Annotated in this window: 11 protein-coding genes; 7 read left to right on the top strand and 4 right to left on the bottom strand. The window is 64.1% G+C overall.

Annotation, left to right across the window (positions count from 1 at the left end):
* Positions 1-858, top strand: an 858-nt coding sequence (locus tag EN925_RS05870) for a type II secretion system F family protein (RefSeq protein WP_164894144.1), incomplete at its 5' end; no start/stop codon positions are given.
* A 90-nt stretch (positions 859-948) separates the two neighbouring features.
* Here EN925_RS05870 and EN925_RS05865 read toward each other — a convergent pair.
* Positions 949-1,770, bottom strand: a complete 822-nt coding sequence (locus tag EN925_RS05865; protein ID WP_013533677.1) for a tetratricopeptide repeat protein — start codon at positions 1,768-1,770, stop codon at positions 949-951.
* A 116-nt stretch (positions 1,771-1,886) separates the two neighbouring features.
* On the opposite strand from EN925_RS05865, the gene EN925_RS05860 reads away from it, so the two are divergent.
* The 5 genes from EN925_RS05860 to pdeM all read left to right on the top strand — a co-directional run bounded on the left by EN925_RS05860 (position 1,887) and on the right by pdeM (position 8,024).
* Positions 1,887-3,251 (top strand): M17 family metallopeptidase, encoded by a 1,365-nt coding sequence (locus EN925_RS05860; protein ID WP_027161743.1) that lies wholly within the window; start codon positions 1,887-1,889, stop codon positions 3,249-3,251.
* A gap of 72 nt (positions 3,252-3,323) precedes the next feature.
* Positions 3,324-3,674 carry a MarR family winged helix-turn-helix transcriptional regulator gene (locus EN925_RS05855; RefSeq protein WP_013533675.1) on the top strand — a complete coding sequence of 117 codons (351 nt, stop codon included), beginning with the start codon at positions 3,324-3,326 and terminating at the stop codon, positions 3,672-3,674.
* 26 nt (positions 3,675-3,700) lie between these two features.
* Positions 3,701-4,561, top strand: a complete 861-nt coding sequence (locus EN925_RS05850; RefSeq protein ID WP_164753715.1) for an NlpC/P60 family protein — start codon at positions 3,701-3,703, stop codon at positions 4,559-4,561.
* A gap of 200 nt (positions 4,562-4,761) precedes the next feature.
* A complete protein-coding gene (locus tag EN925_RS05845) occupies positions 4,762-7,311 on the top strand; it encodes a ligase-associated DNA damage response DEXH box helicase (protein ID WP_127385074.1) in 2,550 nt (849 codons plus the stop codon).
* The gene (gene pdeM / locus EN925_RS05840) at positions 7,308-8,024 is read left to right on the top strand and encodes a ligase-associated DNA damage response endonuclease PdeM (RefSeq protein ID WP_127369385.1); all 717 of its coding nucleotides are present in this window, start codon (positions 7,308-7,310) and stop codon (positions 8,022-8,024) included. Before EN925_RS05845 ends, pdeM begins: the two co-directional genes overlap by 4 nt.
* A 6-nt stretch (positions 8,025-8,030) precedes the next feature.
* Here the strand turns inward: pdeM and EN925_RS05835 are convergent, their stop codons facing one another.
* The 3 genes from EN925_RS05835 to EN925_RS05825 are packed head-to-tail and all read right to left on the bottom strand — an operon-like array spanning position 8,031 to position 12,631.
* Positions 8,031-8,966: a DmsC/YnfH family molybdoenzyme membrane anchor subunit gene (locus tag EN925_RS05835; RefSeq protein ID WP_127366794.1), complete on the bottom strand. Its 936-nt coding sequence runs from the start codon at positions 8,964-8,966 to the stop codon at positions 8,031-8,033.
* A 3-nt stretch (positions 8,967-8,969) separates the two neighbouring features.
* Entirely contained in the window at positions 8,970-9,704 is a 735-nt protein-coding gene (locus EN925_RS05830) for a 4Fe-4S dicluster domain-containing protein (RefSeq protein WP_127267783.1), read from the bottom strand.
* The gene (locus EN925_RS05825) at positions 9,701-12,631 is read right to left on the bottom strand and encodes a molybdopterin oxidoreductase family protein (RefSeq protein WP_164753711.1); all 2,931 of its coding nucleotides are present in this window, start codon (positions 12,629-12,631) and stop codon (positions 9,701-9,703) included. The genes EN925_RS05830 and EN925_RS05825 overlap by 4 nt, the downstream gene beginning before the upstream one ends.
* Before the next feature lie 278 nt (positions 12,632-12,909).
* On the opposite strand from EN925_RS05825, the gene EN925_RS05820 reads away from it, so the two are divergent.
* A partial coding sequence (locus EN925_RS05820) for a LysR family transcriptional regulator (protein WP_164894143.1) occupies positions 12,910-13,149 on the top strand: 240 nt, incomplete at its 3' end.

Here is a 13,149-nt window from a genome sequence, read left to right as displayed (position 1 = left end):
GCGCAACAGCGCGCCCGGCTTGCGGTCGAGGCCGACCGCCGTCGCAAGGGCTTGCGTGAGGAACAGTCGATCGGCATGCGCAACATCGTCGACCGGCTGGATCTGAGACGCGCGCTCGCCGATGAAGGCACCTTGCAGAAACTCAAGGTGGCCGGTTTTCGTGGACAGAATCCGCTGACGCGGTTTCTTTTCTTCCGTCTCGTGCTTCCTTTTGTCGGTTTCGCGCTGGCCGCAATCTACATTTTCGTGCTCGGAGGACTGCCCGACAAGCCATTGGTCATCAGGCTGTTCGTCTGCATCCTCGTTGCTTACGGCGGCTTTTACGCGCCGGTCATCTACGTCAACAACCGCGCCACCAAGCGCAAGCAGTCGATCCAGATGGCATGGCCGGATGGGCTCGATCTGATGCTGATCTGCGTCGAATCGGGCATGTCGGTGGAAGCAGCATTGCGCAAGGTCGCCGACGAGATCGGCGCGCAATCGGTGGCGCTGGCGGAAGAGTTCATCCTCACCAATGCCGAGCTTTCCTATCTGCCGGAGCGCAAGCAGGCCTACGAGAACCTGGCAAGCCGCACCGGCCTGGATTCGGTCAAGTCGGTGTCGCAGGCGCTCGTCCAGGCCGAGCGTTACGGCACGCCGGTGGCGCATGCACTGCGCGTGCTTGCCGCCGAAAGCCGCGACATGCGCATGAATGCGGCCGAGAAGAAGGCGGCCGCCCTGCCGCCAAAACTTACCGTGCCGATGATCCTGTTTTTCCTGCCCGTGCTTTTCGCCATCATCCTGGGTCCCGCCGGCATTCAGGTCAGCCAACGCGGTATCTTCGGCGATCATGCGGCGCCGGCAACAAACGCCCAGTAGCGGCAAGGCAAATTCCTGCAGTACACTTCAAACGAAGAGGCCGCGCTGCATGCAGCGCGGCCTCTTCGTTGGGGCATCGGAATTGTGGTCTCAGTTGGTTGCGGATTTCGGCTTGTCCTGGTCCTTGAGCTGGCTCCAGGCGTTCTGTTGGGCCAGCATCTGCCTGAGATAGGCGACATTTGCCTGCGCCTGTTCGGGCGACAGTTCCTGTGAGGCGATCTTCTCGGCCTCGTCGAACCGGCCTTGCAGGCCGACGACCAGCGCCAGGTTCTGGCGGACCCGGCTGTCCGCATTCGGCTGTTGCGCGGCCGAGCGCATATAGGTTTCGGCGGTGCGCAGATCACCTTCCAGCACATACGACATGCCAAGATTGGAGAGCACGGAAGGCTCGTTCGGCTTGAGGTCGAGCGCCTTGCGGTAAAGCTGGCGCGCATCGTCCTTCTGGCCGGTCTGGTCGAGAATGGCCGCTTCCGCCGACACCAGCCTCCAGTCGGGATATTCCGGTGTCTGAGCGCGGCGCACGGCGTCGAGCGCCGCCTCGAACTGGCCATTGGCGGCCAGCGCCTTGCCGTAGGAGGCAAGCACGTCACGATCCTTGGGCAAAGCGATGGCGAGTTTGCGCATCACGGCCAGCGACTGGTCGGCGTCGCCATCCATCTGCAACGCCGCCGCATAGTTCGTCGCTATCCGCTTGTCGTTGGGGTTCTTCGCGTAGGATTGGCCAAGTGCGCCGGTGGCATTGTGCAGTTCGCCGGCCGACATGCTTTCAAGCGGTTTGCCGCTGGTGCGTGCGATAGAGCCGGTGGAGAGCTTGTCGGTTCCGCAACCGGCGACGCCCGCCGTCAGCGCCAGCACAAGAGCCATGGTGATGAGCCGTTTTCCCCTGATATTGATCCTGCGGTTGGTCGGCATGGCACCCTAAGCCTCCATTCATGCGCGGCCATTGCGTGGCCGTCTTCCCTCTCGCAGAAATATTCTGTTAACCCTAACGGACGGTTAAGAACGGCGACTCACACGGAGAACATCGCATGCCTGTCGAACTCGTCGGGAAGACATTGCCGGGCGCGTTGCCGGTCCATCTGGTCGCCAGGGACGGTCTGGACGCGGCCGGTCTTGCGCCGGCCGCCATCGCCTGGGCCAGGGCCAACGGCTTTTCCGGCGAGGCAGGCAGGACACTGGTCGTGCCCGGCGAAAACGGGGCGCTCGGCGGCGCCTTGTTCGGTATCGGCGATGGCGAAGGCGCGCTTGCCCTCGGCGCATTGTCGAAAGCCTTGCCGGAAGGCGACTGGCATTTCGCCTTGGCGCCGGCCGAGGCCGAACTCGCGGCGATCGCGCTGCTGCTCGGCGGTTATGTCTTTACTCGCTACGGCAAGAAGCCAGGCAGGGCGCTGCGCTTCGGCCTGCCGGCCGACGTCGATGCCGGGCGCGTTCGCCGCATTGTCGATGGCGTCTTCCTGACACGCGATCTGGTCAACACGCCGACCAGCGATATGGGTCCGGAAGATTTGGAGCAGGCGGTGCGGACCCTGGCCGCCAGGCACAAGGCCGAAGTCTCGGTGATCAAGGGTGACGATCTCCTCGACCGGAACTTCCCGATGATCCATGCGGTCGGCCGTGCGTCGACCAGCGCACCGCGCTTGATCGACATGCGATGGGGGCAGCAAGACGCACCGAAGGTGACGCTGGTCGGCAAGGGCGTCTGCTTCGACACAGGCGGTCTCGACATCAAGCCATCGTCCGGCATGCTGCTGATGAAGAAGGACATGGGCGGTGCCGCCAATGTGCTTGGCCTCGCCTCGATGATCATGGCTGCCGGGCTGAATGTGCGGCTGCGCGTGCTCATTCCCGCGGTCGAGAATTCGATTGCCGGCAACGCCTTCCGGCCTGGCGACGTGCTGGTGAGCCGCAAGGGCATCACTGTCGAGATCGGCAACACGGATGCCGAGGGACGGCTGGTGCTGGCCGACGCGCTGGCGCTGGCCGACGAGGAGGAGCCGCAGCTTCTGGTCGACATGGCGACGCTGACCGGGGCTGCCCGTGTGGCGCTCGGCCCCGATCTGCCACCGTTCTACACCGGCGACGAAACGCTGGCATCCGATCTGGCGGAGGCTTCCGTCGCGACGGAGGATCCGCTGTGGCGCATGCCACTGTGGCGGCCCTACGATGCAAAACTGTCGTCGAAGATCGCCGACATCAACAATGTCACCACGGACGGTTTCGCAGGCTCGATCACAGCGGCGTTGTTCCTGAAGCGCTTCGTCGAAAAAACCGCGGGCTGGGCGCATTTCGACATCTTCGCCTGGAATCCGGCTGATCGTCCGCATGGCCCCGCCGGCGGCGAGGCACAGGGCATCCGCGCGCTGGAGCGGATCATCGCGAAACGCTATGGCTGACAGTCGCAGGCGAAAGACGGCAATCGCTTTGACTGAAACGGAACCGAAACAATTTGCCGTCATGCTGGCGCGATGTCGATTGCGATGCGCCCGAGCCAGGCCTTGCGACTGTGGCAGCAGGTGATGCTGTCGCAGGTGCGCGACGACGCGCCCGATCTGACCATGCGCCAGACGGCAATCCTGTTCACCATCTATCTCGATCCGCCGCCGCACACCGTGCGCGGGCTCGCCGCCCGGCTCAATGTCACCAAGCCGGTGATCACCCGCGCCCTTGACACGATGGGCGCTTTGAAACTCGTCTCGCGCCATCGCGACGAGCTCGACAAGCGCAATGTTCTGATCAGGCGCACGGTCGAGGGCGCGCTCTTTGTCGAGCGCTTCGGCGATGGTATCATCGCCAAGGCGCTCGAACTGCCGATGTGAGCGACCTTTTCAACAGAGTGCTCGATTTGACTGCCAGGGATGCCCGCCTTCACGCTTTTCGCTCCGACCTTGCCGATGCACGGCTGAAGGGTGAGGTCGCCGCTGACCGCTTCGTCGCCGGCCGGCCGGCGCGGGTCATCGCGTCAGTGGCCGATATGCGCAAGGCGCCGCGGGCGGATGCCGGCGTCAACACGCAAGCCCTGTTCGGCGACGATGTCCTGGTCTTCGATGTCGCCGAAGGCTGGGCCTGGGTCCAGGCCGAACGCGACGGCTATGTCGGCTATGTCGCCGACACGATGCTGGGCAAACGGGACCATACGCCGACGCACATCGTCTGCGTGCCGCGCACCTTCCTCTATCCCGCGCCGGATCTGCGCTTTCCGATCGCCGGACAATTGTCGATGGGATCGACGGTGACGGTGACGGAGGCGGCCGAGACGCGCGGTACGCACTATGCGGTCCTGCCGTCCGGCGAGGCGCTGATCGCAGGTCACCTGCGGCCGCTCAGTGAAGCTGCCTCCGACTATGTCGCGGTTGCCGAGGCGTTTCTAGGAACACCCTATCTCTGGGGTGGCACTTCCGGTTTCGGCATCGACTGTTCGGGGCTGGTGCAACTGGCGATGCGCATGGCCGGCAGAGACGTGCTGCGCGATTCCGACATGCAGGCTGCGGCCCTTGGCGAGCCGCTGGAACCGGGACCTGATTTCTCCGGCTTGCGACGCGGCGATCTGGTGTTCTGGAAGGGCCATGTCGCCGTGATGACCGATGCCGACACGATGATCCACGCCAACGGCCACACCATGCTGGTGTCGCGCGAAGGCCTGAAGGATGCGGTTGATCGCATCGGTTATCTCTATGGTGGCCCGACAGGGTTCAGGAGGCCGTAGCCTTTCTTCCTTCGCCCCGTTCACGGGGAGAAGGTGCCCGAAGGGCGGATGAGGGACAGCGCCAGCATTGAGAGGTTCGCGCCGCCCCCCACCTGCCTGCCGGCATCCTCTCCCCGTACTGGGGCGAGGAAAGCTCACCTCGATCACCTTTTGTTCCGATTTTCCTTGGCGTTCGCGCGCCGTCGCGCTACCTCTGGCGGGTGACAGTTGAGCCGCGCCTTGCCGAACAGAATGCCGCCGTGGCCCTGCCCGAACCATTCCTCAGATGGTTTGGCGAGAAAGGCTGGTCGCCGCGCGCCCATCAGATCGAACTTCTGGCGAAGGCCCAGGCCGGTCAGTCGGTACTGCTGATCGCGCCGACCGGCGCCGGCAAGACGCTGGCCGGCTTCCTGCCTTCGCTGACCGAACTGGCCAACCGGCCAAAGAGAAAGCCGGGCCAGGCGCAGCGCGGTATCCACACGCTCTACATCTCGCCGTTGAAGGCGCTTGCCGTCGATATCGAGCGTAATCTCGGCAAGCCGGTGGAAGAGATCGGGCTGCCCGTCACCATCGAGACGCGCACCGGCGACACGCCGGCGCACAAGCGCCAGCGCCAGAAACTGGTGCCGCCCGATATCCTGCTGACCACACCCGAACAACTGGCGCTGCTGATTGCGGCCGGCGATGCCAGACGCTTCTTCGAAGATCTGCGCTACGTCGTGCTCGACGAGCTGCATTCGCTGGTGACATCGAAACGCGGGCATCTGCTGGCGCTCGGCCTGGCACGGTTGCGCAGCTTTGTCCCTGGTCTGCAAACCATCGGGCTATCGGCGACGGTGGCCGAACCGGACGAGTTGCGGCGCTGGCTGGTCAGCCAGAATCCACCCAAGGGTTCGACAGGCCATGACATGGCCGAACTGATCGTCGTCACCGGGGGTGCGAAACCGGAGATTTCCATCCTCGACTCCGAAGAGCGCGTGCCATGGGCGGGACATTCGGCGCGCTACGCCACGCCGGAAATCTATCGCGAGATCAAACGCCACAAGACGACACTGCTGTTCGTCAACACCCGCAGCCAGGCGGAGCTGCTTTTCCAGGAATTGTGGCGGGTCAACGAGGACACCCTGCCGATCGCGCTGCATCACGGCTCGCTCGACGTCGCCCAGCGCCGGCGGGTCGAGAAGGCGATGGGCGAAAACGCGCTGCGCGCCATCGTCGCCACCTCGACGCTCGATCTCGGCATCGACTGGGGCGATGTCGATCTGGTCGTGCATGTCGGCGCGCCAAAGGGGGCGAGCCGGCTGGCACAGCGCATCGGCCGTGCCAATCACCGCATGGACGAGCCGTCCAAGGCGATCCTCATCCCCGCCAACCGCTTTGAGGTGCTGGAATGCCGGGCCGCCCTCGACGCCAACTATTTAGGCGCGCAGGACACGCCTCCGTTGATCAATGGCGGGCTCGATGTGCTGGCCCAGCATGTGCTCGGCTGCGCCTGCGGCGCGCCGTTCCGTGCCGATGACCTGTACGAGGAGGTGCGAACGGCAGCACCCTATGTCAGCCTCGACCGGCCGACATTCGACCGCGTCATCGATTTCGTTGCCACCGGCGGCTATGCGCTCAAGAATTACGAACGCTACGCCCGCATCCGTTTGAACAAGGACGGGTTGTGGCGGGTGTCCAATCCGCGCGTCGCCCAGCAATACAGGCTGAATGTCGGCACCATCATCGAGGTGCCGGCGCTGAATGTTCGATATGTGCAGGCCGGCAGCAAAGGCGCGGCTTCGCGTGGCGGCCGGGTCCTCGGCAAGATCGAGGAGGCCTTCCTCGAAACGTTGACGCATGGCGACACGTTCATGTTCGCCGGCAAGGTGCTGCGCTTCGAGGGCATCCGCGAGAATGAATGCTTCGTGTCGAACGCGCCGGGCAGCGATGCCAAGGTGCCCTATTATGGAGGCGGCAAGTTTCCGCTTTCGACCTATCTCGCCGAACAGGTCCGCATCATGCTCGATGACCCGCAGCGATGGAAAAAGCTGCCCGAGCAGGTCGCCGACTGGCTGCGCTTCCAGGCCGACAAATCGGTGCTGCCCAAGCGCGACGACCTGCTGATCGAGACCTTTCCACGAGGCAACCGCCACTATCTGGTGGCTTACCCGTTCGAGGGCAGGCTGGCGCACCAGACGCTCGGCATGCTGCTCACCCGCCGCCTCGACAGGGCAGGAGCCAGGCCGCTCGGCTTCGTCGCCACCGATTATGCGCTGGCTATATGGTCACTGGGCGACATGGGCGCGATGTTCAAAGCCAGGAAGCCTTCGCTGAGCGCACTTTTCGACCAGGACATGCTGGGCGACGACCTCGAAGCCTGGCTTGCCGACAGCTGGCTTCTCAAGCGCACCTTCCGCAACTGCGCTCTGATTTCCGGATTGATCGAGAAACGCCACCCTGGCCAGGAGAAGAGCGGCCGCCAGGTCACGGTCTCGACCGACCTGATCTATGACGTGCTGCGCAGCCATGAACCGGACCACATCCTGCTGCAGGCGACGCGTGCCGATGCGGCGGCCGGCCTGCTCGATGTCAGCAGACTTGCCGACATGCTCTCGCGCATCCAGGGTCGAATCGTGCATAAGGCACTCGAACAGATATCGCCGCTCGCCGTGCCGATCATGCTCGAGATCGGCAAGATGCCGGTGAACGGCGAAGCCGATGAGACATTGCTGATGGATGCGGCGTCGCTGGTCGCAGAGGCCATGGGGCCGGAGATGGTCGAGGAATGAATTTTTCGCTGGCGCGCACATCGCTGATCGCCGAGGCCGATCTTGTCGGCATATCAGGCGAACGCGCCGTCTGCGACCCGCGCGGCGTGCTTTATTTTCCGGATCTGCGGCTTCTGGCCGTGTCCGACCTGCATCTGGAAAAGGGCTCGTCGCTGGCACGCCGCGGCACGCTGATTCCGCCCTATGACACCGGCGCGACCTTGCTGCGATTGCAGGCCGTCATCGCTGACTACCAGCCGTCGATCGTCATCAGCCTGGGCGACAGCTTTCACGATGGCGGCGGCGCCCAACGCATGCATGCAAGTTTCCGAGAGCGGCTGGAAGGGCTGATATCAGGCCGGCAATGGTTCTGGGTCGCCGGCAATCATGACCCGGAAGCGCCAGCCGACCTGCCTGGCGAGACGGTGCGTGAACTTGCTATAGGCTCGCTGCTGTTCCGGCATGAGCCATCGAAGCAGCGTGTCGAAGGCGAAATAGCGGGCCATCTGCATCCCTGCGCCCGCATCGTCCAGCAGGGCCGCTCGGTGCGGCGCCGCTGCTTTGCCGGCGACGGCGGCCGCATGATCATGCCGGCCTTCGGTGCCTATACAGGCTCGCTCAACGTGCTCGATCGCGCCTATGCCGGGCTGTTCCGGCTGGATACGCTGATGGCCTATATGCTGGGCGCCCAACGCATCTTTGCCATTTCCGGCTCGATGCTGCGGCCGGGCTAAACAGCCCTACCTGCCGTAGTAGAGCGTAACCGTGTGCTTCGCCTCTGCAAAGAACAGCCAGCGCTCGACCAGCATGCCGGCGAACTGGATTGCAGCAGCGAGTACCGACAGCAACGCTGCCGGCGGCCAGGGCAGGGCGAACACAATGGCGAGCAGCCCCAAGGGCAACGCGAAGGCCAGAAGCTGCGTGATCTGGCGCAGCCGCGCGCCATGCTTGCGCGCGATGCGGAAACCCATTTCCTTGAGCAGGTAATTCTCTTCGGTATGCGGCCATTCCAGCGACCGCACCGTACCTCCCGCCAGCCCGGTCGCGGTGTTGGCGGTGGTCGGAATCTCCAGCCGGTCATTGTAGCGCCAGGTCGCGAGCTTCCAGCCCCAGCCGGTCAAGGTCAGCAGCAGGCAAGCCGCCAGCTGCACCTTCGAACCAAGCGCAAAGCCCTGCAGCAGTGCGTTCAACAGCACGCTGCCGGTCATCGCCGAAAAGATGAGATAGCCGGGCAGGGTGAAGCGGCTGTGCCACTGGGCGATCGGTTTCAGCGACGCATAGATCATGCCGGTGGTGCAGATGGTGATGATTGCGCCGATGGCGGCCAGAGATCCGGCGATGCCGACCCAGCCATCGGTCTTGCCGAAGAATATCCAACCGATGCCGAACAGTCCCGCCGGAATGAAGGTGATGACCGAGGCAACACCTTCGCGCGACAGCCATGAACTGCGCCATTGTGAGAACGCCCGCCAGGCGCGTTCGGGGCGGCCGAGATGACCCGTCGAGGACAACAGGCCGGCCACGATCAGGCCGAGCGCCAGCCCCATGCCGATAAAGCCCAGCCAGAAATCGGGTGGGATGATCTGGAAGCCTCCGAGCGTGCCCAGCAGCGCGAGCAGGCCGTAGCCCGCGCCGGTGGCAGTGGTGAAGAAGACGACGGAGAAGGCTGGATGCATGGGTCAGTTCGAAAGCATGCGGTCGACCCAGCCGAGGAAACCGCCTTCGGCCCGCACCGGTTCCAATGCCGGCGCGGCCACCGATGCGGCGCGCGCGGTGTGGGCGCGTGGCGGCAAATATTTGTTGGTCGGGCGATAGCCGAGCTCAGGCATCAGGTCGACACCACCGCGCTCCGCCACCAGTTGCGAGACAGCCGACAGGGGATCGCCGAGATCGCCGAAATGCCGGGCGCTGGTCGGGCAGGCGGCGACGCAGGCCGGCACGCGGTCTTCTTCGGCCAGATTGTCATTGTAGATGCGGTCGACACACAGTGTGCATTTCTTCATCACCCCGACATCGGTGTCGAATTCGCGTGCTCCATAAGGACAGGCCCAACTGCACAATTTGCAGCCGATGCACTTGTCCTCGTCGATCAGCACGATGCCGTCCGAAGCCCGCTTGTAGGAGGCGCCGGTCGGGCAGACGGTGACGCAGGCCGGCGTCTCGCAATGCAGGCAGGAGCGCGGGAAGTTCACCGTCCGTCCGCCCATCTCGGTGGTGTGCTCATAAGCGTGCACGCGGTTGAACCAGACGCCGTCGACATGGCCGCCATAGGGATCGATGTCGGTCAGCGGCGCCATGTGGCCGCCGGTGTTCCATTCCTTGCAGGCGGTGACACAGGCCTGGCAGCCGACGCAGGTATCGAGGTCGATCACGAGGCCGAGTTTCTTGTCGCTTTGACTTGGCAGACAGGTCATTTGGTCGCCTCTCTCGCCCTGCGGAATTCGGCGCCGAAAATCAGTCTGTCGGGCGAGGGTTCGAAATGCGGCGGCTGCAGGAAACGCTGGAACTGCGGCTCGGTGAACCCGGCTTCTTCGGCTGCGCATTTGACGATGCGCACGCGCAGGTCGAACCACGCAGCCTGGCCCGTCACCGGATCGGAATTCGAATAGCGTTTGCCCTGAGCGTCGGCCGAGGTCTGGTCGCCGATGATATGGTTGAGCAGGAAGCCGCGGTTGCTCTCGGCCGCGTCGTCCTTCAGCCCCCAACTGCCGCGCCTTTTGCCGATGGCGTTCCAGGTCCAGACCGTGCTTTCGTTCACCCCGTCGATCAGCTTGATCTGCCCCTTCACTCTGCCGTTGATGCTTTCGATCCACACCCAGTCGTCATCGACAAGGCCGAGACCGGCTGCCGTCCGGTGATGCACGAACAGCCGGTTCTGGCTGGTGATCTGCCGCAGCCACGCATTCTGCGAACCCCAGGAATGGTACATGTGCATCGGCCGCTGCGTCAGCGCATGCAGCGGATATTTTTCGAGGTCGACGACCGCTTCCTCGAAGGGCATGTGCCAGAACGGCAGCGGGTCCATGTAGGTCTCGATGCGCTGGCGATCGCCTTTCGGCGGCACCACACGGCCATGGCCACGCGCGGCAAGCCTGAAGCGCTGCATCGGCTCCGAGTAGAGCTGGAAAACGATCGGTTCGGCTTTCGGGATAAAACCCATCTGCACTGCGAAGTCGAGATAGGAGCGGTTGGCCATCTTGTAATAGCGCTGGTCGTCCGCGAAATCATGATGCCAGAAGCCGCCATTGTCGATGTAGCGCTGCAACTGGTCCGGGTTGGCCTCACCCCTGCCGGTCGAGGTCCCATCCTTGCCGCGCCAGCCGGCGAGCGGGCCGATGCCGGGCGTGCGCTCATGGTTGACGATGTAGTCGGCATAGTCGCGGTATCTGGCCGAGCCGTCCTCATCGACGAAACCAGGCAGGCCGAGCCGGGCGCCGAGTTCGATCAGCACCGACTGGAACGGCCGGACGTCGCGGTCGGGCTCGATGACGGGATGGCGGATGGCGTCGCCCGGTCCGTCGGCATGACTGATCGGCCGGTCGAGCAGGCTGATGCAGTCGTGGCGCTCGAGATAGGTCGTGTCCGGCAGCACCAGATCGGCGAACGGCACGGTCTCGGAATAATAGGCGTCGGAATAGATGATGAAAGGGATCTTGTAGTTGCCCGCTTCGTCGCTGTCGGTCAGCATCGCCATGGTCTCGACGGTGTTCATCGAGGAATTCCACGCCATGTTCGACATGTACATCATCAGCGTGTCGATCTTGTAGGGATCGCCTGCCCAGGCGTTGCGGATGACGGTGTGCATCAGGCCGTGCGCGGCCAGCGGCGCGTCCCACGAATAGGCCTTGTCGATGCGAAGCGGCGTGCCGGCCTCGTCGACCAGCAAATCGTCCGGCCCGCAGACGAAGCCGAGCGGCATGCCGTCGAGCGGCGTCATCGGCTTGACGGTCTTGCCCGCCGGCTTCGGTCCGGGCGGCGCGGATCGAGGGTAGGGCGGCTTGAAGCGGAAGCCGCCGGGGACATCCACCGTGCCCAACAGCACCTGAAGGAGATGGATGGCGCGGCAGGTGTGAAAACCGTTCGAATGGGCCGAGATGCCGCGCATGGCGTGCATCGAGACAGGCCGCCCCTTGATCGTCTCGTGGCGGCGCCCGGCCCAGTCGGTCCAGGCGATCGGCAATTCGATCGTCTGTTCGAAGGCGACATGGGCGAGTTCGGCGGCGATCCTGCGGATCGTGTCGGCGGCAATGCCGCAGCGCTCGGCGACCGAGTCCGGTGCGTAACTCTCATCGAGGTAGCGGTCGGCGATCAGCTGGAACACCGGGACGCAGCGGCGCCCGCCGATCGTGAAGCTGCCGGTCAGCGCCGGTTTCGCACCGGCATCGGCGGCGCTGACCGGTGTCTTCGCCATCCTGTCCCAAGCCAGCGGATTGCCGTCGGCATCGCGCACGAACAGCCCGTCATCGGCAGCACCCGGCTCCTGGATGACGAGCGAATGGGCATTGGTGTAGCGCAGCAGATACTCGAGATCGACGCGGCCCGCCTTGAGCAATTCGTGGATTAGGGCGAACACGAACAGGCCGTCTGTTCCGGGCCGGATGCCGATCCAGTCATCGGCAATGGCATTGTAGCCGGTGCGGCACGGATTGATCGAGACGACCTTGGCGCCGCGCGCCTTGAGCTTGCCGAGACCGATCTTGATCGGGTTGGAATCGTGATCCTCGGCGACACCGAACAGCATGAAATACCGGGTGTTGTCCCAGTCGGGCTCGCCGAACTCCCAGAACGAACCGCCGACCGTATAGAGGCCGCCGGCCGCCATGTTGACCGAACAGAAGCCGCCATGGGCGGCGAAGTTCGGCGTACCGAACTGGCTCGCCCACCAGCCGGTCAGCGACTGCGACTGGTCGCGGCCGGTGAAGAAGGCGAGTTTCCTGGGGTCGGTCCGGCGGATGTTCGACAGCCGTTCCGTAGCGATCGAGAGCGCCTCTTCCCACTCGATCTCGCGGAACTCGCCGGAGCCGCGCGGGCCGGCGCGCAGCAATGGCTTCTTCAGCCTTGCCGGGCTGTAATGCTGCATGATGCCGGAGCTGCCCTTGCCGCAGATCACGCCGCGATTGACCGGGTGGTCCTTGTTGCCGTTGATGTAGCGGACCTTGCCATCCTTGATGTGTACATCGATTCCGCAGCGGCAGGCGCACATGTAGCAGGTCGTCTTGGCGATGCTGTCGGAAACGGCAGGCGAGGTGTCGACGCCGTCGCCTTCATCGGGCGCTCGCGTGTCGGCAAGCGGGCGTTGCGATGGTGCCGAATTCGCGCCGCGCGGCGGTCCCTGCATCATGATCCGGTGGCGCCTGTACGGCGCATGGATTTGGCCCGCGTCTTCGGTCCGGGGCCGCGCACGTAATGCTCTTCCGGGTGGTAACGATCACCGGCAAGCCGCCGTCTTATGCCGCGGATCCAATGCGCAAGCAGGGATCTGAAACGCCCGATCATTCTGCTCTCTGCGATCTTTCGGCGAATTTTTTCTAACTTCGCTGGAAAACTTAGAATAAAGCTATCGATCTGTCTAATCAGTTGTTCTTGTAAATTCGATCGATATTGGTTCTTAATACGGACATGACCCTGGATCAGTTGCGGATTTTCGTCGCCGTCGCCGAGCGCGGCCATATGACCAAGGCGGCGGAACTGCTGGGCATTTCGCAGTCGGCGGCATCGGCGGCCATCCGGGCGCTTGAAGAACAGCACGGCGTCCACCTGTTCAACCGCGTCGGCCGCAACATCGAGCTTGCCCAGACCGGCCATCGGTTCCTGCCCGAGGCCAAGGCCGTGCTCGAACGGGCCGCCGCTGCCCGCAAT

The organism is Mesorhizobium sp. M7A.F.Ca.US.006.04.2.1, assembly GCF_004022915.1.
Taxonomy (GTDB): Bacteria; Pseudomonadota; Alphaproteobacteria; order Rhizobiales; family Rhizobiaceae; genus Mesorhizobium; species Mesorhizobium ciceri.
Note: the sequence above shows the minus strand (reverse complement) of the source record. Positions and strands in the feature narration are given on the sequence as shown.

Excerpts from the sequence above, each read along its gene's own strand:
- EN925_RS05865 (WP_013533677.1), bottom strand. The coding sequence starts at position 1,770 with ATGCCGACCAACCGCAGGATCAATATCAGGGGAAAACGGCTCATCACC.
- EN925_RS05860 (WP_027161743.1), top strand. The coding sequence starts at position 1,887 with ATGCCTGTCGAACTCGTCGGGAAGACATTGCCGGGCGCGTTGCCGGTC.
- EN925_RS05855 (WP_013533675.1), top strand. The coding sequence starts at position 3,324 with ATGTCGATTGCGATGCGCCCGAGCCAGGCCTTGCGACTGTGGCAGCAG.
- pdeM (WP_127369385.1), top strand. The coding sequence starts at position 7,308 with ATGAATTTTTCGCTGGCGCGCACATCGCTGATCGCCGAGGCCGATCTT.
- EN925_RS05835 (WP_127366794.1), bottom strand. The coding sequence starts at position 8,966 with ATGCATCCAGCCTTCTCCGTCGTCTTCTTCACCACTGCCACCGGCGCG.
- EN925_RS05830 (WP_127267783.1), bottom strand. The coding sequence starts at position 9,704 with ATGACCTGTCTGCCAAGTCAAAGCGACAAGAAACTCGGCCTCGTGATC.
- EN925_RS05825 (WP_164753711.1), bottom strand. The coding sequence starts at position 12,631 with ATGATGCAGGGACCGCCGCGCGGCGCGAATTCGGCACCATCGCAACGC.